This window comes from Burkholderia crassaminum (genome assembly GCF_964265005.1).
Lineage (GTDB): Bacteria > Pseudomonadota > Gammaproteobacteria > Burkholderiales > Burkholderiaceae > Burkholderia.
On record NZ_OZ183800.1, the window covers coordinates 2,593,666 to 2,616,966 of the forward strand.

The 23,301-nt window shown below is 60.4% G+C and carries 17 protein-coding genes and 2 pseudogenes; 10 read left to right on the plus strand and 9 right to left on the minus strand.

What is annotated here, in order from left to right; all coding sequences use genetic code 11:
• Positions 1-55: 55 nt before the first annotated feature.
• From ACPTTF_RS28580 to tssB, 7 genes are all read right to left on the minus strand, one after another.
• Complete coding sequence (locus ACPTTF_RS28580; protein ID WP_423369138.1) at positions 56-313, minus strand: PAAR domain-containing protein; 258 nt, start codon at positions 311-313, stop codon at positions 56-58.
• A gap of 68 nt (positions 314-381) precedes the next feature.
• Positions 382-924 carry a hypothetical protein gene (locus ACPTTF_RS28585; protein ID WP_423369139.1) on the minus strand — a complete coding sequence of 181 codons (543 nt, stop codon included), beginning with the start codon at positions 922-924 and terminating at the stop codon, positions 382-384.
• A gap of 552 nt (positions 925-1,476) precedes the next feature.
• Positions 1,477-1,815, minus strand: coding sequence for a hypothetical protein (locus ACPTTF_RS28590; RefSeq protein ID WP_423369140.1), 339 nt, complete (start codon positions 1,813-1,815; stop codon positions 1,477-1,479).
• Between the two features lie 839 nt (positions 1,816-2,654).
• Entirely contained in the window at positions 2,655-5,261 is a 2,607-nt protein-coding gene (locus ACPTTF_RS28595) for a glycoside hydrolase family 19 protein (RefSeq protein WP_423369141.1), read from the minus strand.
• Positions 5,262-5,269: 8 nt separating this feature from the next.
• The gene (locus tag ACPTTF_RS28600) at positions 5,270-7,609 is read right to left on the minus strand and encodes a type VI secretion system Vgr family protein (protein WP_423369142.1); all 2,340 of its coding nucleotides are present in this window, start codon (positions 7,607-7,609) and stop codon (positions 5,270-5,272) included.
• Positions 7,610-7,689: 80 nt separating this feature from the next.
• Entirely contained in the window at positions 7,690-9,240 is a 1,551-nt protein-coding gene (tssC, locus tag ACPTTF_RS28605) for a type VI secretion system contractile sheath large subunit (protein ID WP_423369143.1), read from the minus strand.
• 73 nt (positions 9,241-9,313) lie between these two features.
• On the minus strand, positions 9,314-9,826 hold the full coding sequence (gene tssB / locus ACPTTF_RS28610) for a type VI secretion system contractile sheath small subunit (protein WP_034185094.1): 513 nt from the start codon (positions 9,824-9,826) through the stop codon (positions 9,314-9,316).
• Positions 9,827-10,401: 575 nt separating this feature from the next.
• Between tssB and tssK the strand changes: the two genes are divergently transcribed.
• From tssK to tssE, 6 genes are all read left to right on the plus strand, one after another.
• Positions 10,402-11,751, plus strand: coding sequence for a type VI secretion system baseplate subunit TssK (tssK, locus tag ACPTTF_RS28615; protein ID WP_423369144.1), 1,350 nt, complete (start codon positions 10,402-10,404; stop codon positions 11,749-11,751).
• Positions 11,751-12,506 (plus strand): DotU family type IV/VI secretion system protein, encoded by a 756-nt coding sequence (locus ACPTTF_RS28620; RefSeq protein WP_423369145.1) that lies wholly within the window; start codon positions 11,751-11,753, stop codon positions 12,504-12,506. The genes tssK and ACPTTF_RS28620 overlap by 1 nt, the downstream gene beginning before the upstream one ends.
• Positions 12,503-14,266: an OmpA family protein gene (locus ACPTTF_RS28625; RefSeq protein ID WP_423369146.1), complete on the plus strand. Its 1,764-nt coding sequence runs from the start codon at positions 12,503-12,505 to the stop codon at positions 14,264-14,266. The genes ACPTTF_RS28620 and ACPTTF_RS28625 overlap by 4 nt, the downstream gene beginning before the upstream one ends.
• A 94-nt stretch (positions 14,267-14,360) precedes the next feature.
• Positions 14,361-14,846: an Hcp family type VI secretion system effector gene (locus ACPTTF_RS28630; RefSeq protein WP_423369147.1), complete on the plus strand. Its 486-nt coding sequence runs from the start codon at positions 14,361-14,363 to the stop codon at positions 14,844-14,846.
• Positions 14,847-14,985: 139 nt separating this feature from the next.
• A complete protein-coding gene (gene tssH / locus ACPTTF_RS28635) occupies positions 14,986-17,700 on the plus strand; it encodes a type VI secretion system ATPase TssH (RefSeq protein ID WP_423369148.1) in 2,715 nt (904 codons plus the stop codon).
• Complete coding sequence (gene tssE, locus ACPTTF_RS28640; RefSeq protein WP_166954362.1) at positions 17,697-18,119, plus strand: type VI secretion system baseplate subunit TssE; 423 nt, start codon at positions 17,697-17,699, stop codon at positions 18,117-18,119. The genes tssH and tssE overlap by 4 nt, the downstream gene beginning before the upstream one ends.
• Here tssE and ACPTTF_RS28645 read toward each other — a convergent pair.
• Positions 18,115-18,241, minus strand: a pseudogene (locus ACPTTF_RS28645) (flavodoxin family protein); the annotation flags it as partial. The gene tssE and the pseudogene ACPTTF_RS28645 sit on opposite strands and share 5 nt — an antisense overlap.
• Between ACPTTF_RS28645 and ACPTTF_RS28650 the strand changes: the two are divergent.
• Positions 18,234-18,368, plus strand: a pseudogene (locus ACPTTF_RS28650) (muconolactone Delta-isomerase family protein); the annotation flags it as partial. The pseudogenes ACPTTF_RS28645 and ACPTTF_RS28650 sit on opposite strands and share 8 nt — an antisense overlap.
• 226 nt (positions 18,369-18,594) lie before the next feature.
• A complete protein-coding gene (locus ACPTTF_RS28655) occupies positions 18,595-20,799 on the plus strand; it encodes an ATP-binding protein (RefSeq protein WP_423369149.1) in 2,205 nt (734 codons plus the stop codon).
• 100 nt (positions 20,800-20,899) lie between these two features.
• Here the strand turns inward: ACPTTF_RS28655 and ACPTTF_RS28660 are convergent, their stop codons facing one another.
• Positions 20,900-21,676, minus strand: a complete 777-nt coding sequence (locus ACPTTF_RS28660; protein ID WP_423369150.1) for an NAD(P)H-dependent oxidoreductase — start codon at positions 21,674-21,676, stop codon at positions 20,900-20,902.
• Positions 21,677-21,762: 86 nt separating this feature from the next.
• Here ACPTTF_RS28660 and ACPTTF_RS28665 point away from each other — a divergent pair, with 86 nt between their 5' ends.
• Complete coding sequence (locus ACPTTF_RS28665) at positions 21,763-22,656, plus strand: LysR family transcriptional regulator (RefSeq protein ID WP_423369151.1); 894 nt, start codon at positions 21,763-21,765, stop codon at positions 22,654-22,656.
• Positions 22,657-22,878: 222 nt separating this feature from the next.
• Positions 22,879-23,289 (plus strand): DUF2471 domain-containing protein, encoded by a 411-nt coding sequence (locus ACPTTF_RS28670; RefSeq protein WP_423369903.1) that lies wholly within the window; start codon positions 22,879-22,881, stop codon positions 23,287-23,289.
• Positions 23,290-23,301 lie beyond the last annotated feature (12 nt).

Genomic DNA, 23,301 nt, shown 5'->3' on the forward strand with positions numbered 1-23,301 from the left:
GCGGAGGTGGCACATCTACTCGCGGTGGCACGCGATTGAAATCGACGGGCATTGCTTACTTGACCTGCGCTCCGGTGGACGAGGCAATGAGGATCGCCCCACATCGCGTGTGATCGCCATCGCGCGATAGCGGCGTGGTGCCATCCTTCATCCTGCCACCGCCTTCGACGATTTCGTTGTCGCCGTGGATCGGGCACGAGACTTTGTCACCCACACGGGCGGCCCGGCGCCCCTTTACCTTGATGCGATCCGAGCCGGTCAGGATCTTGCCGCCGTGGCTCGTTGCGTCACCTTCGTATGCGAGATTCTTCATTTCGTGTTTTCCTTTGTTCAATATATGACACTCAATACTGAGACAATCCCGCAGATTCTCCATCGAACTTATCGCAGCCTTCTATGCCAGTATTTCTTGACATCCGAAGCTGTCCTATATTGAAATTTTGACCCTCTACCTTTGACGTAACCCTCGATTCCCGTCATCGCCTCATCTTCAGAAATACCCCTATTCACCGCCAACCCATCATTTCCATCAAAATAATAGGCGTACACTTTATAAAATCGCCCATAAGTCATCTCACCACGATTATTTATATCCCAAGAAACAATTGAAAACACATTAGCTCGACCACGAAAATTCATAAAAAATACAGACTCGATAGTCGGCACCCCCCCATTAAGCGCATACCGAGCGAACTCCGTCTTTTTACACCCATCTTTTGTAGGTCGATAGAAATTCAGAACCAGTGGATATTCGACAGTGCCGTTTTCGATAGAAATTCTCGAGTTTTTTACGAGCACCGATGCATCGAACACGTCGTTCTCTACCTTTTCCACCGGGCAATTAACGACACGTTCTGCTCCATGTCCGCTCAGCGCGAAAACGAACAACACTGCACTTGCCGCCAGCAACTTGTAAGCAGACATTTTATGCCACCTCTCTGGGAAGCCCAAGAATCGGAGCCACATTGTTGTATGCGACTGCGTGTTCCGAATAACCAATACCACCACCGAAACCGCACGAACTCACGCACAATCAGCAACCGCGAAAGCACCCAAAAATTACCGGGAATGATATCCGTATTTTTTACAAAATCACGCAACCATTTAGGGAGCATCGAGTATGCTCACCCATAAACATCAAGCCACCCCAGTCAAATCAATCACGTATCAATTTATTTTTTTGAGCCCCACCTTCCGCGTCAAGCGCGGCACACATCGACCACATCTTTATTGGCCTTATACCTCTAGAATAATTAACTTTGCACCACCCAGCCGTAACCTCTTCAACCACCGCTCCATCCCCTTCAATCAGGTATTTTTTGTCATATTTCTAATACTAGATCCGTCAAACAGGTATGTTTTTGACTTCACTCTGACAGGAATGCCCTCCCCATCACTCATCAACGAAGCAAAGTGGAAATCAAGCGCTTGCCGAACATCGTTTCTAGATTGGTATGGAAATTCCCAAACCCGCCTCTACCCATCGGATAGCCACCTATAACCAACGCCAAACCAATCGGTAGAACGCTTATCTTGGCGCAAGGTACTCCCAACTGGTTCAAAAACAGAATCCGAGTAGAATTTACCTAACGAATTTGGCTCCACAAGCGAGTATCGAACCTCAAAAGAGTGGATTACAAAGAGCTTTTCTCGTTGATCACGTCCAATATTCAGTGAAAAGGCATCGAAAATCTCACCGGGGGTGTCGTCATAAAGCAGCCCCCTCCCTTTCACCTCCACCGGCACAATTCCATGCGCGCCGTAATATAGCGAAATTCCATCGAGGTCGATTGGCGACCCGGTCTTATCATCCAATATAGCCTCCCGAACAAAGCAACCTGCCCCATCCTTTGTATTCAATGATGGAAAAATTTGCTCGCCCTGAAGATCGGAACACGCACTCTTCGCGAACACCGAGTTATTTATAAGCGCGATCACCAGAAAAACAAAACCCCAAATTATCATAAATTTCAGAATTAAATCCAGATCAAATAAACCTCATTAAATCAACACCAATCATTACACTCGCTGCGGGAAGACCAGAATCATTCCACATGCCCGCACGCACGAAGCGCGCTTTTCATCGCATACCGTGCGCGCCTCGAACAGACACACATCACCACAACTCACATCAAATAATTTTTAATTAAATTTTCCAGATTCAATTACCGAGCACCAATTGATCGGTACTCTTCCTTAGCAATTGATTGATATGCACTTGTGCGTATTGACGCATCATTGTTACATGTAGAACTAGAAACCCTTACCTTTCCTTTATACACTACAATGCCAGCAGAGAATGCCGGACCATCGTCGACTTTTATGACCTTGTCGTACAAATAGTACGTGTAACCTAACCGAGAAAATCGAATATGAGTCTCCCCGCCCCCCGCATACGGTGTATTTGACAAAAAAAATACATTCTTCATATTTTTTTTGTTATCCAAAATCTTAAGATTTACCCTCCCGTCAACTCCATTTCGATATATCAGGGCTCCACTTTCTGTTGATTGACAAAGCGATGAAACAGATCTTTTAAGTTCGCAGTTGAAGACTACTGTCTCTTTTTTGTTGCACAATCCTTCTGCGCGCGCGACCACCACAGAAACAAGGCCAATGATCGAAGCCGAGATTATTCGATAAATTTTCACAAATTACTCCACCGAGAGACCTAAAAGAGGCGCCACCTTATTATAGCGGTCACGCCGATCATCATATCCTGTCTGCCCGCCGTTTACGATTTGCGTCACGTCACTGACAGTTCCGTTATCAGAGACCGAGTTTAGATTCTTTCTTGCCCAGAAAGTGAAGGCCGACTCGACCGCATATTCCAATCGAGACGCAACAAGATCGGGGTTTTTGATAAAGTCCTGCTGATCATCGGGAGATCGTCGGTTATGCTCTTTTTGAAACGATTCGTAACCCACCTTGCCGGTCACCTGTATAAACCCACGCCCACGATATTTATATCCATCGCCGCTCGCCTCGTCACCGTTGTCCATTCGATCCGCATACACATAATTCGCGAGGTGCTCTGGATTATAAGCGTAATACGTCTCCTCACTCCAAAGCTTGTCTCGCAGACGACCGTGCTTACAATCGTCACATTTTTCATCATAGTTCTTTTTCCCACCCTTGCATCCGAACGTTTTTCGCATACCCTGGGGCTTGTAGCTCAATCCTTCTTCAGTGGCGCGCAAATGACTCTCGTGTGATGATTGAGAAAGGAAATGCGCAATCCTCTTTGGTTTATTAATTTTATAGATTGATGCATATTTATTTAGATAGGGCAAAATATTCTGGTAATATTCGATCGAATTCGATGATTCGACCGCCATCAGCATAGCGAGCGTGATCAACTGACTTTCAAATTGGAAGTTTGTGGCTAACCCAATGGGGTGGACATGAAAAATATCCGACCCAGGGAAAGCCGGGATGCCGTCCTTCACGTCTTCCCACCACGCTAACTTCTCAATCCGCTTCTGTTCTTCCTCATACTGGAGCTTCGACCCCGTCTGCTTTTCCAACTCGGTGATCAACTGCTTCCATTTCGACGGATTCGCCCACTCGCTCTCGTGCTTGACGATCAGCCTAGACGCCGCCTGCATCAACCACGGATATCCACCACGCTCGGTCCGCGACAGCGTGCATAGTTCATCAGCCGCTCGCTTGCCATCTCCTGCCGTAAACAGCGCGTCATACACCTTAAGCATCAACGGACTGAGCTTCGAACGCGAAGCAAGGTCGTCAACATTGGCGCCGCTCCTATAGTCAACCCACGACTGCGTTGTCGCAAAGATCGTATGCGCCGGATCATGGGTATCCGCAAGACACTCGAAGTCGACCCACGTCTGCGCGAATTCCCGCGTCACCCGACCGCTCGCGTGGTTGAAGTCGCACACCCAACCGTCAATCGGTTGACCTTGTGCATTCACACCGTCAACGTGCCACCAGTTCACCGGATAACCCGGATCGGGATTCGGATGCGGCTCGGCAACTCGTCGATCCGGGTCACGCGCCAGTTCAGCAAGCGAATACACCTGAACGGCGTCCGTCTTTCTCAACTGTGGGTCAACACCAGGGACAAATTTTTTCTTGTCTTGAGTACGTTGATACAGCACCGTACCCGGCGCGATCCGCAGGATCGTCGACTCGGATGGCAGGCCCAGTGCAGTCCAGTCCTCCTTGTTCGGACTGTGTTGATTGACCCATGCACGCCCCTTTTCGAGGAACGACTGGACGCTGTCATCGCAGAAGACTTCGATGTGTGCCATTCGGGTTCCCGAGCTACACTGGTTCAGCGAGTCGTAGCGCCCCAAGTGCCCAATCAAATCGCCTGCCTTGATTGGAATGCCGGTCGTGTCGCCTGCCGCACCTTGGCCCGTCGTCACGACAACCCGATCAAATATAGAATCCTCGACAGTCTCTTCGGCGACCGGCCCACCGTTTTCCTGGCCGAGAAAGACCCACTTACCGATCGCACTCGACGGCTCGACGTATTCACCTGCTTTCTGTGGATACAGTGATGTCCCACGAAGATCCGTCAACTGTCCCCACGGCTTTCCGTTCTTCGTCTCAATCTTTCCGATACCGACGTTGGCTCCTTGCGGCAGAATCGCGATGGGGCTACCGCCTGGTGTCTTGCGAATACGGAGCCCCTGCTGTGCCGGATCGGGAGCCTGCCCGCTTCGGCCAGACACTTGCTTGTCCTGCGCATACTGCGTCACCAGCCATTGCCGCGGCCAATACGACGGCTTTTCCCGCTTCGGGAAGTTTGCGTAGTCTTCCCATGACATCAGGTGCATGTATAGGCTGTAAAACGTCAGCTTCGTGTCCCGTGGGAACTCCATCGTGTGCCGTACCAGCGCGAAGCCCGTGCTATACGGTGCCTCGTAAGGTGATCCGCCGTCGACTTCGGCAATCTCGCTTATCGGATAAGTCTTATTGGCACGAAACGCGATCAACACGCCGTCGGCAATGCACCGCAATCCTCCATCGAGGTCCAGCGACTGCCCAGCGCCAGTCTCCGTGACATGGATGCCGCCGTGCCACATGCCGTTACTGCTCGCGAGATAGGTACCGGACGGCTCACGCTCGGCCAGCAGCCGATAAATGTCGTGCTCGTTGGTGAATCGAGTGGATGCCTCGGACTTGCCTTGCCCTTTGCGCAAAAACGGAAACGCGAACGACAATTGCTTCAACCCGGCTTTGGCAGGCTGCTGCGGCGTCGGCGATTTCTTCGGTGCGGCTTTGGTCGCCATGGTCGGGCTTACTCCGAAAATCCGAAATTCAATGTGTTCTTCACGTCCTTGAGCGGCACTGCGGACCAGGTCGGAAATTTGAAGCTACCGCCCGCGGCATCGTTGACGGTCAGATTGCCTTTCAATTCAATCTCGCCGGCAGGGCTTCCGAGAATGATCTTTCCGCCTGCCAATTTGATATAGGCGCCGGCGCCGTCACCAATCATGACGCCCTTTCGACCGGTTATCGTGACTTCGCCGTCCGACGAGCTCATCAGCATGTCCTGCAATGCCATCAGTTCCATACCATCGCCTTGTGCCTGAATCTGTACCTTGCCTTTTGCTGCGAAGAGCCTAATGCCGAGCCTTGCCGCGAGGAACGAAATCGCTTCACCGGCCGCCACCGTGATGCGTTTCATCACGCCGATGTCGAGCCCTTCACCGGCCGTGACGAACATCTGTTTGCGTGCTGCGATCTGGACCTGCTGCCCACTGGCGATGCCAACACCTTCCGGCGCACTCGCAACGATGACGGGCTTTTGAAGGCGGCTCAGCTTCTGCTCGATCAGCACGCGTTGCTGGTTGGCCTCAGCCTGTAGCGCCTTTGCTGTGTTCGCGACGTCATTGAGTGAACGCAGAATTTCTTCAGCCTGCGCGAACGTCGCGTCCGCGTTCTGCATGGCAAGCTGCTCGCCGGCCGCGCCGGGTTGTGCCTCGGCCGATATGAGCACACCGTCTGCTGCCCTGATCGACGCGTGACCAGCGGTGGCGAGTTCGGCACCCTTTCCACGCGCATTGCGATCGGTGTCCACCATGAAGCCGAGATTCAGTTGGCTCGCACGGAACTGCGTTATCAGATGGACGTGTTCGTTGCCCTCCTTATCCTCCATCCGCAACTCATTCCGCGCAGCAGTACGAATCAGGTTCCGCGTATGGTTCAGGTTGTTGACCAGATCCGGATGCACGCTGTCGTGCATCGCCCCGATGATCACCGGCCGGTTCGGATCACCGTCCGTATGGACAATCGCCACTTCAGCGCCATCGATCAGCGGAAAGTGATGCCCGTAGTTGTCGCCGCTATACGGTTTCGCAAACCGCACCGGCCGGCTTGTGCCACCCGGGCTCCATTCATCGAGGTCGAACGGCAGCTTGATCACGTACCAGCCCTGCTCGGTCAGATACGCGTATTTGTAATTGCCCGGCGACGTAATCCGTGCAGGCAAGATCCCGTCGACCACCGGCCTCGAAACCGATGCCATCGGCGTGCGCCAAATCCGATCCGACGGAATCCCCTCGAACGCCACCCAATACGCCTCGCTGCGCCCGCCGTGCGACTCGACCGACGTCACGAAAATCCCGTGCTTCGCATCGACCGGATTCGGATCGACCCGCATCACCTCGCCGGCTTCGAGCCAGAACGGATTGCCAGTTCCCTTGAAGAGGATCTGTCCGGCCAGATAAGCCTCGTGCCGCAACCGTGCCACGCGCTTGCCTTCCTCCGGCGTCTCGTAATGTTCGCCCCAGCGATAATCGACTGAGTTCGTCGTCTTGTCGTCACGCGCGACGTTTTCCTCGACCAGCAGCGACACCCCGGCCTGCCGATGGTTGTAGTCATGCAATCGCACCGTTTCCGGCACACGCTGCATTTCACGCCCAAGCGTCTTGATCGCATCGGCCCCGACGCTCTCCAGCCCCGAATCACGACGATACGGAACCGTGCGCTGCTTGCGCGCATAGGCATCCAGATCGTCGCCGAACACGACCACCGCACGATCCTTCTTCTGTTCCCACCGGAACCATATCCCTGCCTCGGCGCAAATACGCCGGATGAACGCGAACGTGGTCTCGCGATACTGCGTCACGTATTCGCGACGCTTGTACTCGCCTCGCAACTGGAACTGGAAATCGACGCCCGCGCGATACCCGTAATGCCGCAACGTATCGGTCACGATCTCTTCGACCGACTGCTTCTGAAACAGCCGGCTGGTCACCCCGCGATCGAGATCCACCAATGTCGGCTCCAGCACGACCCGATACCTCGTCTCGTCAGCCGACGTCCCCAGTTCATCGAACCTGGTGATGACCCCGTGCACCGTATATGCCGGCGGCTTCGTGCTGAATTGCCCGGCGTTCTCCCCGAACATCTTCTGCAGATACCCCATGTCCGGATCGACCGGATCGACGATGAACTTCGCCGGCCGCCCCAGCACCTGATCCATCGGAATGCCCGCGATCGGGCTCGTGAATTCGATCTCGTACCGGTACAGCTGGCTGATCCGGTCCAGCCCGGTGAACGTCAGGATCGAGAACGGCGCCGGTTGCGGCGCCAGTTTCAATTCATAAGCCTGCGAAGGCAGAATCATCGACATGGGGTCCCTCGGTTGCGCAAACATGCGGCACACCGGAGCGGCTCTCGTCACCCCGGGCGCCTCACGCGACTAACGCCTGATCAGTTCTTGGCCTTCGGCATCTGCGACACGAGCGACAGCCCGATGTCCATCCCTTCGACCTGGAAGTGCGGCACGATGAACAGCTTGATCCGGAAGAAACCCGGGTTGTCGTCGATATCCTCGACCGTCACCTTCGCGTCGCGCAGCGGGTGCGATGCCTGCAGCTCGTCACCCGGATCCTTCATCTCGGTCACGAGCCCCTTGATCCAGCCGTTCAGTTCGAGTTCGAGCAGACGGCGATCCTTGGTCGTGCCGATGTTTTCGCGCTGGATCAGCTTCAGGTAGTGCGCGATGCGCGACAGCAGGAAGATGTACGGCAACCGCGCGTTGATGCGGCTGTTCGCCGTGGCCTCCTTCGTCTCGTACAGCGCAGGCTTCTGCGTCGAGCTCGCCGAGAAGAAGCACGCGAAGTCGTGATTCTTGTAGAACGACAACGGGATGAAGCCGAGATTCGCGAACTCGAATTCGCGCGTTTCCGGGATCAGCACTTCCGTCGGGATCTTCGGCTGATAGCCGGTGCCGAGGTCATACAAGTGGACCGGCAGGTCCTCTACCTTCCCGCCCGCCTGCGGCCCGCGAATCTGCACGCACCAGCCATTGCTGACGAAGCTGCGCACCATGTTCGCCGCGAACGCAAACGATGCGTTCACCCACAGGTACTTGTTGTGATCGGGGCCCTTGACGGCCTCCTCGTAGTTGAACGCCCGCACCGGCGCCGTATCCTTGCCGTATGGCAGGCGACCGAGCACGCGCGGCATCGTCAGGCCAACATAGCGCGCGTCGTCGGTATCGCGGAAGCTCTTCCACTTGATGTACTCGGCGCGATCGAAATAGTTGCCGATGTCCTGGATCGCCGCCACTTCCTCCATCGACTGCTTGCCGAAGAACGCCGGCCCGACCGAGCCGATGAACGGCATGTGCGCGGCGGCGGCCACCTTCGAGATGTTCCGCAGCAGCGCAACGTCCATCGGCGAATTCGCAAACTCGAAGTCGCTGATCATCGCGCTGATCGGCTGGCCGCCCGGCGTGTCGTATTCCTCGATATACGTCAGACGATACAGGCCGCTCTGGATCAGTTCAGGCGTGTCCTCGAAATCGCGCTGCAGCGCATCCTTCGACACGTCCAGCACCTCGATTCGCGCGTTCTTGCGGAAATCGGTACGACTCACGAGCATCTTCAGGCCACGCCAGCGCGCTTCGAGTGCCTGGAATTCCGTCGCATGCATCACCGCGTCGAGTTGCCGGCCGATCTGCCGGTCGATCTGGCCGATATGGAAATCGAGCAGCGACTTGTCCAGCCGGTCGACAGGCTGGCTCGCCTTCGCCACGAGCTCGAGGAATGCGCCCATCCCGCGCGCGATCCGCTCGTCGGCCGACGCCTCGGACAGCATATCGTTGTCGCGGAACGCCTCGAGCGGCCGCGCCTCGTTGACGGGCTTCAGGTTGATCTTGCTGCACAGCGATGCATAGACGCTGTCGATATCCCCATGCGGGGCGTCCAGCACGACAGTCTCGGTCGCGCCGGTCTGCTGCGTTTCAGTGGGTTTCATCTCGGGTCCTGTCTGCGATCGAATCACTACGATGTTGCGGAATGCGCTGAACGCGCGCTTTGCCCAGCGTCGCTCACGCATGCCCTTCCGGCTGCGTCGCGGCGGTCGCGATCTGCGCGAGTTCGCCACGGAGCTTCGCGGACAGGCGGTCGTCCTTCAGCACCTTCTCGAACTCGCGGCGGAACGTGCCGTTGTCGAGCAGGTTCGATTTCAGGTCGCGCAACAGATTGCGCATCGCGAGGAGCGCCTGAAGCTCGGGAATCTGGCGCGCTACCTGCTCGGGCTCGAAATCCTTGATCGACCGGAACGACAGGTTGACGGGCAACTCCGAACCGTCGCCCGCCAGCGTGTTGTCCGCAGCGATCTTGAGATCCGGTGCGTAGTCGGCCAGCACGGCATCGAAGTTGTTCTTGTCGATGTTCACTTTCTTCCGCTCGGCCAGCGGCGCCTGCTCGCGACCGGCGCTGAAGTCGCCCGCCACCAGCAACTTCAGCGGCAGTTCGACCTTCTTTTGCGCCCCGCCCGTATGCAGATCAAGGGTGATCGACACCCGGCTCTTCGGGATCTCTCGCTGAAAGCTATCCAATTCGTTCTCCTTATCTCAGGAAGCTTGAAGACTCCGCGATGCGCACCCGCAATCGCCGGTGCACCGTCGTTCACGTCACCTTTGCCGAACCCCGCAACACGTATTGACGGACGACCGATTCGGATATTCGCGGCACGACATCCGAATCAGGCGGCAAAAAATATCACGCCATTTCACATGAAGTAAACCATCAAAATAAAAAATCGACCATCAACCACACATGCAGCCTCACCAATAAGACTAGTACGAATACAAAATCCATCCACCCATGACGCCAGACCAAGATCATCCGATATGCCAGATCAATCTCTAATTCACAAACACGCCACCCAATCCATTGATTTTTATTGAAAAAATAAAGTCACAGCAACCACGAAAATCTCAATACAACCAAACATCAACAATCCGCAAATTATAAAAACCCATTCATTCACAAAATCTCAAAATCAATCACACACATATCTCGATATCAATGACACAGTTGTCAACGATTCGCCAAATCACGGGGTATACGAAATCGGAAAACGATGGTTAGAATCGGCGCCTCATAATTCCTAATCGATATAGACCACACCATGCGGATCGAAAAGCCGCTCTGGCATGAAGGCTTGATTCTTACGCAGCAGCATTTCCAGCAGCAGGACCGCTGGAACGGGTTCACGCTGCAACAGCTCGCGTCGGCCATCGCCGTATCACCTTGGGGAACGCTGAACGTCAACGTCGACGAAGAAGCACTGGCCTCCGGCCGCCTGAAGCTCACACGGCTGCGACTGCGCTTCCCGGATGGCACGCCGGTCGACACGACCGTCACCGACACGCTGCCGCCCGCTCGCGACCTCGTCGGCGACATTCCAGCCAATATCCAGACAGTCGATGTACTCGCCGTACTCGCGCTGCCCGATGCGAACGGCAGCAACTGCCGTTTCGACGAAACGGCGCTGGCCCGGCCGCGACGGGCATACCGGGAATTCGTGAAGGTGACGGATCTGAACGGCACGGCGGAAGCCGAAATCGCCGCCGAGCGCCACGCGGTCCGGTTGCTGTATGGCTATGAATCGCACGCCGACGATACGGCATGCGCGATAGCCCGCCTGACACGCACGACGAGCGGCCAGTTCCAGATCGATCGCGGATATGTGCCGCCCTGTCTGTCGCTGTCGGGTCATGCACTGCATATCGAGCGCATCCGGCGGCTTGCGGATATCCTCGCCGCCAAGAGCGCGCTCCTCGGTGCGCGCCGCAGCGAACGGATCGAGCAGGTGGCTGAATACGGCGTCGCCGACGTCCAGCTCTTCTGGCTCCTGCACTGCATTCATCAAGCGTGGCCGCAACTGCGCTTCCTCGCGTCGCATCCGGCGCAGCCCACGGATCACCTGTATCAGGTACTCGCGCAGTTGGCGGGATCGTTGACCACGTTCTCGACACGCGTGTCGCTGACCGACATCCCGCCTTACGATCACGCCGCTGCACATGACGTCTTCGCGACTCTCGAATCGCTGATCCGCGATTTGCTGGACACGATCATCCCGTCGCGCGTCGTGTCGATCGGGCTTTCGCACACGACGCCCACAACCTGGGCCGGCCAGTTCCGCGACGAGCGCATCGTCGAAGGCGCGGCGGACTGGTACCTGTCCGTCAACGCCGCGCTGCCGGCATTCGAACTCGTCGAACAGTTTCCGCGCCTGTGCAAGATCGGCGCGCCGGACGACGTCGAGCACATCGTCAATTCCGCGGTGGCCGGCATTCCACTCAAGGCCGTGCAGCGCGTGCCCGGCGCCATTCCGGTCCGGCTGGACAACCACTATTTCGCGCTCGATGCGCATGACGCCGCGCATGCGCGGATGCTCGCCGCACGCGCGTGCCAGATCTACCTGCCCGCGTCGATTCCGGACGCATCGATCGAACTCTATGCGGTGCTGCGCTGATGAATGCCATCGTCTCCACTCGTCACGAATCCGCGCTGCTGGCGCAGGAGCCATCATCCGGCCGCTTGCCCGGTCCCTCGATGCGGGCGCTGCTGCGCGATACGGCGCTGCTCGTCACCCATCTGTCGAACGGTGGGCAGGTCGACAGCCAGGAGAACCTGCGTCAGCAGTGCGTTCGGCTCATCGCGCAGTTCGCGACGGCACTCGATGCGCAAGGAATTGCCACCGATATCCGGGACGACGCCGTCCTCGCGCAATGCGGGCTGATCGATGAAGCGGCATTGCGTTACCTTCCCGCGTCGGACAAGGGGAACTGGGAGTCCCGACCGCTGCAGGTCGAGCGCTTCGGCACTCACGACGCGGGAACCCGCATCTACGAGCGCCTCGAGCACCGGCTGCGCGAACCCGCGCCAAACGTCGACCTGCTCGAATGCTATGCGGCCGTGCTCGGCCTCGGATTTCGTGGCCGTTATGCGGCCCGCTCGGGCCTGTCAGCGGATGCCAACGAACGCGAAGCGCAACGTCAGGCCGTAGTCGCTGCACTGGTCGCGCGGATCGATCAGTTGCGACCGACCGTGCAGCCAGGGTTCGTCATCGATCGCTCGAACACGCGGCTGATAGACCGGCTCAGAGGCCTGTCGCCGTGGGCGATTGCAGCCATGGCATGCGTGATCGCGATATGCGTGTGGTTCGCGTGGGATCGCATCCTCGACGCGGAACTGGCACAGCTCGTCCAAAAAGCGACACGGCCGTGACTTCCGATACTGTTCTCCCACCGGTGGCAACACGCGCCGACTCCGATGCCGCCCGCGCGGCCCTGTCGGGCCTCGGCTACCCACTGCGCACGGTCGTGATGGTATCGGCCACACTGGCGCTTGCCGTCATCGGATGGGTTTTGCCCGTCGACCACGGCGTCATGTGGGGATTGATTGCGATCGTCGTCGCGCTTTCGGCGCTGATCGTCTGGTTGCATTCACGCAGATTGACGCACGCACGCGAACGAAACGTGCACGTGATTGCGCAACTCGGCGCGGCGACCGCCGACCTGCCCGTCGCGCTGCGCACCAGGATGCCGCTCGCCCTCGTCACAGGGGACGGCTTGCCCGCCTTGTTCGATCGCGACGCGTCGCGATCGCAGTTCGTTCACGTCGGCGACGGCGCAATCTGGTTGCGGGCCGATCGTCCCCAGGATCTTCCCCGCCTTGCTGTCGCCGTCCGCCAGTGGCGGGACGGCCAGGCACCCGATTGCGTCGTGCTGTCGGTCGCGCCGGTACTTCATGCGAACGACGATGTGCTGTCGCAGACCCTACGCGTGATCCGGCAGGCCGTTGCAGACACGTCGCGCATGCTTGGCGCGTCGCTGCCGGGCTATGTCGCGATCTATCAGCGACTCTCCGATACGGCCGTTTCAACAGAGCCGGCGGCCCAGTGGTATGGCGTATCGGCAGGCTCACCGATCACGGACATGCACCGTTTCGACTCCGCGATCGACGCAGCCGAGTCCGATGCCCTCCATGCCGACGGAAGCCGCGCGGCCGCGGCACGCGCCGCTGGGATCGGATCAATGATCGGATGGACTCGCCGTACCGTATTCGACACGCTCAAGGATCGACGCCAGCCTGCGTCGTCCTGGCCGTTGTTCGGCGCCGGCTGGATCGACCATGGTCCCGCGACGGGCCCCGGCAAGCCATGGGAACGTGACGTCCGATCGCGCATCGGTATCGCTCCGGCCGCGCTGCCTGCATCACCCTCCCCATGGCCGGTGCCGCAGCCGTTGATCGACGCGATGCCACGCCGGTCGCGGCGATCACCACGCCTCACCGCAGTCGCGCATGTCGCCGCGATCATTGCTTGCACAGCCACCGCCGCCATCTGCGGCGCCGCGAAAAACAACGAAACGCTGATGACCCGAATCGGCGAACACATCGAGCGCTACAACCGACTCCCCGCCAAGCAGGACGCCGCAAAGCGCGAGGCGCTCAAAGCCCTTTCGTCGGATCGTGACCAACTCGACCGGTATGCCCGCATCGGCGTTCCGCTCCGACTGTCGTTCGGCACGTATCGCGGCGCTCAACTGCTACCGTTGCTCGACGAAACGATCGCCTCCTACGAACCGCCCGCGCCGCCTCCCGCCGTCATCACGCTGGACAGCATGTCGCTGTTCGACAGCGGCAAAGCGCAACTGAAGCCTGGCACCACGCGCGCGATGGTCGATGCGCTTGAGTTGATCAAGGCGCATCCCGGCAAGCGCGTGCTCGTCGCCGGCTATGCGGACGACCAGGGCCGCCCCGACCGCAACTTGAAACTGTCGATCGACCGAGCGACTGCCGTGCGCGACTGGCTCGTCGATGCGTCGGGTTTGCCGACGACGCAATTCGCGATTCAGGGCTACGGCGATACGCGACCGGTCGCGGACAACGCCACGCCGGAAGGACGGGCGAAAAATCGCCGGGTCGAAATCACGCTAGTGCCCGATATGCCGACGCCGGCCGCTTCGATCCGCACCGCGATGTAACACGCGTTTTGGTTCCCGGGGAATCCGCCCCGGGTTTGTCAGCGCCGGAATCCGGTTCCGGCAATTCGCAGTACGAAGAAGAAGGAGTGAAAAAATGGCAATTCCGGCCTACATGTGGCTCAAGGACGACGGCGGTGCGGACATCAAGGGTTCGGTGACCGTCCAGGATCGCGAAGGCAGCGTCGAACTGGTCGCGTTCGATCACGGCGTGCACATTCCGACCGACGGCAACACGGGCAAGCTCACCGGCACGCGCGTGCACAAGCCGATCACGCTGACGAAAGAGACGGACGCGTCGACGCCGTATTTGTACAAGGCGGTGACGAGCGGCCAGACACTGAAGTCGGTCGAGATCAAGTGGTACAAGATCGACGACGCGGGCAAGGAGAAGGAGTACTTCAACACGAAGCTCGACAACGTGAAGATCGTCGCCTTGAAGCCGAAGATGCTCGACATCAAGAACCCCGACTACGAGAAACACAACCATCTCGAAGACGTCGAACTGCGCTACGAGACGATCACGTGGTCGTACAAGGACGGCAACATTATCCACAAGGACACGTGGAACGAACGTTCCTGATGCGCTGACCGACTGGTGGAATCCGGCACGCTCGTGCGCCGGATTCCGCTCCGCCGATCGCCCATTCGCAATCGCCCCCCTAGGTTCGCATGTGCATCGCCCGACGCACGCCCTCCTCCCTTCCTGATCCGCTATCGACATGACGCCGCCTCTCCGGGACGCCTCCCATCTCATTCGCCGCCTCAATCCCCATTGCACACGCGCGCTCGAAGCCGCTGCAAGCCTTTGCCAAACCCGGCTCGCGGACGAGATCGCGGTCGAGCACTGGGTGCTGAAACTGATCGAAGCGGACGACGGCGACATTCCGGCGATCCTGCGCCACTACGATCTCGATATCGATGCGGTTTGGGATGCGTTGATCGACGTGATCAACCGCATGCCACGCACGTTGCGCGGCATGCCGGCGCTGTCACGGCAGCTCGCCACGGTGATCGAGGATGCGTGGACGCATGCGATGTCGGACGATTCCGACGGCACCATTCGCTCGGGCCATCTGCTGCAGGCGATCGTCGACGCGCCGCACGTGCTGCGCACGCAACGTGCGTGGCCGCTCTTGTCGGTGTCAAGCGCGCAGATCCGACGCGTGCTGCCCCGGATCGGGCGACGTTCATCCGAGAACGCGTCCGATGAAATGACGTTGCCGCCGAAAACGCCGCCAACCGTCGGTCACCCCGGCAATGCAGCGACGGAAGCCTCCATCGATCGTCACGCTCGACAGGCACCGTCTCGCGCCACCGACGACAACGCACTCGCGCGCTTTGCGCTCGACCTGACCGAAAAGGCCCGCCGTGGCGAGATCGACCCCGTCTTCGGACGCGATCGGGAGATCCGGCAGATGATCGACGTGCTGGCGCGCCGCCGCAAGAACAACCCGATCCTGGTCGGCGAGCCGGGTGTCGGCAAGACCGCGCTAGTCGAGGGGCTCGCATTGCGCGTGGTCGAAGGCAGCGTGCCGGAAACGATCCGCGACACGCGCATCCTGACGCTCGATCTCGGCTTGCTGCAGGCCGGCGCTGGCGTGAAGGGCGAATTCGAACAACGGCTGAAGAACGTGATCGACGAGGTGCGGACATCGACGACACCCATCCTGCTGTTCGTCGACGAAGCGCATACGCTGATCGGTGCGGGCAACGCGGTGGGCGGTGCCGATGCGGCCAACCTGCTCAAGCCGGCGCTCGCGCGCGGCGAGTTGCGCACGATCGCGGCGACCACATGGGCCGAGTACAAGGAATATTTCGAACGCGACGCCGCGCTCGAACGGCGCTTCCAGATCATCAAGGTCGACGAGCCGGACGACGACACGGCTTGCCTGATGCTGCGCGGGCTCGCAAGCCGCTATGCAAAACATCACGACGTCCACATTCGCGACGAGGCGATCGTCGCGGCCGTGCGGCTGTCACGCCGCTACATTCCGGCCCGGCAGTTGCCGGACAAGGCCGTCGATCTGATCGACACGGCTGCCGCGCGCGTGCGCATGGCGCTTGACGTGCCGCCGGTGGAGCTGCAGCAGGCACGCGCGACACTGACGGCACTCGAACTTGAACGCGCCGCGCTCGATGCGGATTCCCGTGCCGGGATAGGCGACCTCACCGAGCGGCGCGCCACGATCGACACGGAACACGACGCCGTGCGCGACACTGCCGACATGCTGCTCAGCCAGTACTTGCGGGAACGCGAACTCGTCGACGTCTTGCGCACGCTTCGCGGCGGCGCCAGCCCTGCGCTCGATCCGGCGGCCATTTCCAATGCCATCGATGCGCTATCGACCGTTCAGCGAAAGTCGCCGATGATCGCCGCCGACGTCGATGCGCAGGCCATCGCGCGCGTCGTCGCGGAATGGACCGGCGTGCCGGTCGGCAATCTCGTCGAGGACGAACTGCGAAGCCTGCTCGCGCTCGAAGCAACGCTCGCTGCGCGTGTGGTTGCGCAGGACGATGCGATCGGCGCGTTGGCGGAGAGCCTGCGTACCGCCAAGGCCGGCCTGAAGAACGAGCACGCACCGCTCGGCGTGTTCCTGCTCACCGGGCCGTCCGGCGTCGGCAAGACCGAAACCGCACTGGCACTCGCCGACCTGCTGTTCGGCGGCGATGCCGCGCTGACGACGATCAACCTGTCGGAGTACCAGGAAGCGCATAACGTATCGCAACTCAAGGGCTCGCCGCCCGGCTACGTGGGTTACGGACGCGGCGGTGTCCTGACCGAAGCCGTGCGTCAGCGTCCGTACAGCGTCGTGCTGCTGGACGAAGTCGAGAAAGCGCATCGCGACGTGCTCGACATTTTCTATCAGGTGTTCGACCGCGGCACGATGCGCGACGGCGAGGGACGCGAGATCGATTTCCGCAACTGCGTGATCGTGATGACTTCCAATCTCGGCAGCACGCAAATCGACGACGCAACGACCGAGGATCCTGCGATCTCACACGCAGCACTACGCGAAGCCGTTCATCCTCCGTTGGTCGCGCACTTCCAGCCCGCATTGCTCGCACGCTTTCAGACGCTTGTCTACCGACCGCTCGGCGCTGCGGCGCTCGCGTCTATCGTGCGGATCAAGCTGAACAAGATCGCCGAACGCCTGCATCGGCAACACACTGTGACATTGGCGTGCACGGACGATCTGATCGAATCGATCGCGCGGCACTGCGTATCGCGTGAATCTGGCGCACGCAGCGTCGACGCGTTCCTGAACCAGCGCGTGCTGCCGGTCGTGTCCCGCGAGCTGCTTGGACGGATGGCAACGGGCATTACGCCAGGAAAGATCCTGCTGTCGACCGCTACCGAAGGAACGTTGACGATCGACTTCGTCGATGCGCCGACGGCCGCCGAAACCAGCACCGCACAATGGAACAACCGATGACCGCCGGCCCCTCCCTCTACGACATGCTGCTCGGCCAGATCGGCGGAGAACCGATCGGCGCTTACGACGACCGGACGCTCGAATGCCTGAGCGTGCAGCAGAACCTACGCCGCATTCTCAATACGCGGGCCGGTGCGCTCAAGCACCTGCCCGACTACGGGCTACCCGATCTCACGAACATCTACAAGGCACTGCCCGCATCCGCGCACCTGCTCAAACAGCAGATGGAGGCGACGCTGCTGAAGTACGAACCGCGCATTCGCTCGATCGACGTCGCGATCGTCGACAACCGCGATCCCGGCATCCTGGTCAGCTTCGAGATGACGTGCCACCTGAAGAACACCGGGCTCGTGCGTTTCGGCACCTACTTCGAGCCGCCGGGGCGCCTTCGCATCGAACGGCGCGTCGATCGGTCATGATCGCGCGCGTGCCGGCTATCGAACCTTCGCCATTGCGGTTTACCCCAGCGCGTATCCGAATACTCGCCGACACCATAAGCAAAACCGTACGCATACACACGCTCGCCCCAGCCCGTCACGATTTTCGATGTCGAAAGCGTGCAGCAATTGCATGACCTGCTCAGCCAGCTGCCGCTGTTTCCGTATGTGGAGCTCGAGGTACGGGCACTTTGCCGGCATCCGTCTTCGATTCGGGAAGACGATCGGTGAACGACCGACAAGCCGTGGAATTCGCGGTGCATCGTCTCGACCGAGGCGGACGAAGTACCACGGGATTCCGATGCGATTGCGCCGGCGTTCGCGGCGCACGTATCGGTGCAGCCCTTAATACGTTTCAAGGCTTTGCCTCCGGCAAGCCTGCCTGATCCAGACGCCCCGCCGCTCAATCCCCCAAGACTGCGCTTTCCGCCACACCGCATCCGCGCCCGACGCCGCGGTGCAGCTACGCCTGCCCGCCAGCGAAGAAGAATTAGCGGCAAATTCAGGACTATTCAGGCGCATCGTGGCAACTTCTCTCGTGTCGTGCCGGCACGGGAATCGGTCGCACTTTGCCCGTTGCCCGTTGCCCGTCAACCCGCAGCGCACGCGCCGCGAAACTGACTGCGCCCGGTCTCCACCACGGCCGGTCGCCGTTCGCGCGTGCGATCGGGATACCGATCGAACGATTCGCCACGCCGCACCCGGATCACCCACTTCACAGAACAAGCACCGCCCGCAATCGCGTACCCGAGGTCGCCACCCTTCGCTTGCCATGCGCTCAACCATCCAGCCCGCTTCTCGCGCGACGCTATTGCGTGGCGTCCTGTCCGGCGTCCGTCCGTATCTGAAGTGGCAGCCCGTCACGCCCGCGCAGTTCATGTACGCCGTCCTGTTCTGCGCCGGCGGCAGCGTCGCCGTGGCCGCTGCCACTTGGGCATGCCTCGCGTGGCATGTCGAGTATCCGACCGCCAGCCTCGTGTTACGGCTGGTGATCGTCGTCCTCGCGATATTCGGCTCGTTGCTGTCGTCCGTCCTGTTTGCGGTGCTTGGCGGCGCCCTCCTGGACTACTATTTCACGGTGCCCTATTTCGCGCTGACGGTCAGCCGGACGCAAGACATCGTCGCGCTTGCAACGTTCCTGGTCACGACGCTCATCGTCTGCGCGATGATCCGGCATATCCGTGTCCTCGGGCATATCCAGCACGAACAGGCCCGCCTGCTGGACCTCACGAACGACAGCATCTTCGTGCGCGACGAAAACGATACGATCAAGTACTGGAATCGCGCTGCGGAAACCCTGTACGGATGGAAAAGCGCCGACGCAATCGGCCGGCATGCGCACACGCTGCTCAAGACGGTCTTCCCCGTGCCGCTCGATGAGATCAACGCGATCCTGAAGGGCACCGGTCACTGGGAAGGCGAGCTCGTGCATACGAGCCACGACGGCAAGATACTCGTCCTCGCGAGCCGGTGGTCCATGCAGGTCGATGCCGGCGGCGAACCGCGCGGCATCCTCGAAAGCAACACGGACATCACGCAGCGCAAACTGGCCGAGCAGGCGCTGCGCCGCAGCGAGGCGGAATTCCTCGCCGAAGTGCAACGCCTGAGCCGCACCGGCAGCTTCGGCTGGAATATCGCGACCGCCGCCGTTTCGTGGTCGGCGGAGACATTCCGGATTCTCGAGTACGACACCGCGACCACGCCGTCCATCGCGCTGTTCGCGGCCCGTCTGCATCCCGAGGACGCCGGCGCCTTCCAGGTCGCGCTGACGGCCGCCACCCGATCGAGAGGCTGCCTCGATTTCCATGCACGATTGCTGATGCCCGACGGAACCGTCAAGCATGCCCACCTGGTCGCCCATCCGCTCGACGACGCGCAGCAAAGCGCGCAGTACGTCGGCGCGGTAATGGACGTCAGTGCCGCGCGACAGGCCGAGGACCAGATTCGCTCGACCCGTGCCGAACTCGAGCGCGTTGCGCGCGCAACGATGTTGGGTGCGCTCAGCGCGTCCATCGCGCATGAGGTCGGCCAGCCACTGTCGGCAATACTGACCTTCGGGCAGACCGCCCAGCGCTGGATCGCGCGCGATCCGCCCGAGCTCGACGAAGTGCGTGCCTGCCTCGACGGCGTGATTTCCAGCAGCATGCGTGCCGCCAGTATCGTGCAGCGGGTTCGCGACCTGACGTCGCGCTCCGCCGCCGTGCAGCGCGACGAGCTGGCATTGAACGACGTCGTCGAGGAAACCGTCGCGTTGCTCAACGGGGAATTGGCGCATCACGGCATCGCGTTGCGCGTCGACCTCGCGGCCGGCCTCCCGCCGATCTCGGGCAACCGGATCCAGCTTCAACAGGTGTTGATGAACCTGCTCGTGAACGCGATACAGGCGATGGCCGGCCTGCCCGATGGCGTGCGCCACCTCGTCGTCACGTCGCATCTGGAACAAAACGGCCACGTCGCGGTCGCGCTGCGGGATTCCGGAACCGGCATTCGCGACGAAGACATCGATCGGCTGTTCGACGCGTTCTTCACGACGAAGCCGGCCGGCATGGGTATCGGCCTGTCGATCTGCCAGTCGATCATCGAATCGCACTGCGGACGCGTATGGGCGACCAACAACACGGATCGCGGCTCGACCTTCACCTTCTCGCTGCCGCCAGCGTGAGCGGCGGCATCGCCGCGGCGCGATCCGCGGCATCTCATGCGTCCGGGCCGAAGACGCGCCCGCGAACGGCGGGCGCATCGTCCGGGCCGACCGCCGGAAGTCATTCCATGTGCGCGCCGAATCCGACCTTCTCCGGCGCGATCCCGGCCTTCAGCGTCAACGCCGGAATCTCGTAGTCGCCCGCGTTCTGCCGCCGGAACGGAATCGGCTGCGTGGTCCACAGATCGTCGAGACGCCTGCCGAGCGCCGCGCGCGTTTCGTCGAAGCGCGCTTCGTTCATCTTTCCCGTCCGGTAGATCACGAACGGCGGCAGCACGTCGAAACCCGGGTAATACAGCATCCCGTGCTGAATCGGAAACAGCACGTCGTCGATCGGCCCGTTGATACCGCGCGGGCTGTAGTGCGACTCCCACCCGCCTGCCGTGACGATCAGCATCGCGCGCTTGCCGGCGAACGAACCTTCGCCATAACGATTGCCCCAATGGCTGTCGGAATGCTCGCCGACACCGTAGGCAAAACCGTACGCATACACACGCTCGACCCAGCCCTTCATGATCGCCGGCATCGAGAACCACCACAGCGGAAACTGCAGGATCACCGCATCGGCCCACCTCAGCTTGTCCTGCTCGCGCGCGATGTCTTCGCTTTGCGTGCCCGTCGCGAACGCGTGCTTCGAGTCGAGCGACGGATCGAAACGCGCGTCGGGAGCGCGATCGGTCACGTCGTTCGCGTCGAACGCCGCCTTCCAGTTCATCGCATACAGGTCCGTCACCCGCACGCTGTGACCCGCCGCTTCGAGATGCTCGACGGCAAAGTCGCGCAGCGCGCCGTTCAGCGAACGCGGTTCCGGATGGGCATAAACGATCAGCACGTTCATGTTCGTCACTCCGTTGATTGAATGACTGCAGGATGACGCCGCCGACGGTATATTTGAAATGAATTCCTGATATTCCAGGTATAGCCATGAATTATCTCAGACGACTCGACCTGAACCTGCTCGTCACGCTGGACGTGCTGCTCGCCGAGCTCAACGTCACGCGCGCGGCCGAGAAGCTGAACATGTCGCAGCCGTCGGTCAGCGTGCAGTTGCAGAAACTGCGCGACCTGTTCGGCGATCCGCTGCTGTTGCCGGGGCCGCGCGGGATGCGGCCCACCGCGCGCGCGGAAGCGCTGCGCGAGCCGTTGCGGGATGCAATCGAAGCGATCGAACGCGCGGTGATTCCCGCCACGCCGTTCGATCCCGCGACCGCGACGAACACGTGGCGCGTGGCCGCGACCGACTACGGCGAGTCGACGATCATGCTGCCCGCGCTGAACACGCTGCGTTCGGCCGCACCCGGTACGCGGCTGGCCGTCGTCGAGCTCGTACCGCCGCGCATCGAGCAGGATGCGGAGCGCAGCGGCATCGATCTGGCATTCCATACGACCGAGGGTTCGCCGGCCGGCATGCGGCGCCTGCCGCTGTTCGTCGAGCGATACGTGCTGATCGGCCGCGCCGGGCATCCGAAGCTGAAGCGGCGCCCGACGCTCGCGCAGTTCGGCACGCTGGAACACGTGATCGTGTCGCCCGATGGCGGCGGCTTCTTCGGCGTGACGGATGAAGTGCTCGCGAAAGTCGGCGCCACACGGCGCGTCGTGCTGTCCGTGCCGCATTTCCTGTTCGTGATGTCGGCCGTCGCCAGCACCGATCTCGTCGCGATGCTGCCCGAGCGGCTGGTGCGCGACGTGCCCGCGCTGCGTGTCGTGCAAGCGCCGGTCGACGTGCCCGGCTATGAAATGTCGATGCTGTGGCACGAGCGCGTGCATCGCGATCCGGCGCATCGGTGGCTGCGGGAGACGATTGCGGCATCGGTATAAGCCAACGACGGCGGCCTGATTCGCCACGGCGGCGGGGACGGCTTGCCGGACGGCGCCCGATTGCCGGCTTCGGTCGCCTTCGCCAGGGCCGCCCGGCCCTGCTGCAAGATTCTTCATTCGGGACTTGAAACCGCCTCCAACACTGTATATATTTACAGTGCTTTTGCACCATTTGACCCGAATTCCGTCACCCATCGACGGACGGATTTTTGTGAGGCGACCATGTTCCAGTCATCCGCATTCGATCCCGAGCAACCCGGTTTCAACCCGATCCACTTCGAGCGCGCCGCGCGGCAAGCGGTCGTCGATCTTCAACGCGTCGTCGGCGCCCCCGCGCAGCGGGCGCTCGGCCTGCGGCGGCGCAGCCATCCGGCCGCGGTCCGCACGATGAGCTGGCAGGCGCTGTTGAATGTCGAGGAGCTTGCGTTCTCGAACGCCGGTTTCCTGAACCGCAACGATCCGACCGTCGTCGATGCATTCATCCGGCTGCGCGACAGCCGAATGGTCGCGGCGGACATCGAGGAAGCCGTCGACTGGAAGCGCGACGACGACGATCTACCTGCCGTCTATCTGATCGTCAAGGCGATGCTCGAAGCGGAAGAGACAGAGACCCAGCGCGTCGAGATGGACTGACCCCGGCGGCCG

Bases quoted from the DNA above. Each gene is read 5' to 3' on its own strand.
- ACPTTF_RS28580 (WP_423369138.1), bottom strand. From the start codon at position 313: ATGAAGAATCTCGCATACGAAGGTGACGCAACGAGCCACGGCGGCAAG.
- ACPTTF_RS28585 (WP_423369139.1), bottom strand. From the start codon at position 924: ATGTCTGCTTACAAGTTGCTGGCGGCAAGTGCAGTGTTGTTCGTTTTC.
- ACPTTF_RS28595 (WP_423369141.1), bottom strand. From the start codon at position 5,261: ATGGCGACCAAAGCCGCACCGAAGAAATCGCCGACGCCGCAGCAGCCT.
- ACPTTF_RS28600 (WP_423369142.1), bottom strand. From the start codon at position 7,609: ATGTCGATGATTCTGCCTTCGCAGGCTTATGAATTGAAACTGGCGCCG.
- tssC (WP_423369143.1), bottom strand. From the start codon at position 9,240: ATGAAACCCACTGAAACGCAGCAGACCGGCGCGACCGAGACTGTCGTG.
- tssK (WP_423369144.1), top strand. From the start codon at position 10,402: ATGCGGATCGAAAAGCCGCTCTGGCATGAAGGCTTGATTCTTACGCAG.
- ACPTTF_RS28620 (WP_423369145.1), top strand. From the start codon at position 11,751: ATGAATGCCATCGTCTCCACTCGTCACGAATCCGCGCTGCTGGCGCAG.
- ACPTTF_RS28630 (WP_423369147.1), top strand. From the start codon at position 14,361: ATGGCAATTCCGGCCTACATGTGGCTCAAGGACGACGGCGGTGCGGAC.
- tssH (WP_423369148.1), top strand. From the start codon at position 14,986: ATGACGCCGCCTCTCCGGGACGCCTCCCATCTCATTCGCCGCCTCAAT.
- tssE (WP_166954362.1), top strand. From the start codon at position 17,697: ATGACCGCCGGCCCCTCCCTCTACGACATGCTGCTCGGCCAGATCGGC.
- ACPTTF_RS28660 (WP_423369150.1), bottom strand. From the start codon at position 21,676: ATGAACGTGCTGATCGTTTATGCCCATCCGGAACCGCGTTCGCTGAAC.
- ACPTTF_RS28665 (WP_423369151.1), top strand. From the start codon at position 21,763: ATGAATTATCTCAGACGACTCGACCTGAACCTGCTCGTCACGCTGGAC.
- ACPTTF_RS28670 (WP_423369903.1), top strand. From the start codon at position 22,879: ATGTTCCAGTCATCCGCATTCGATCCCGAGCAACCCGGTTTCAACCCG.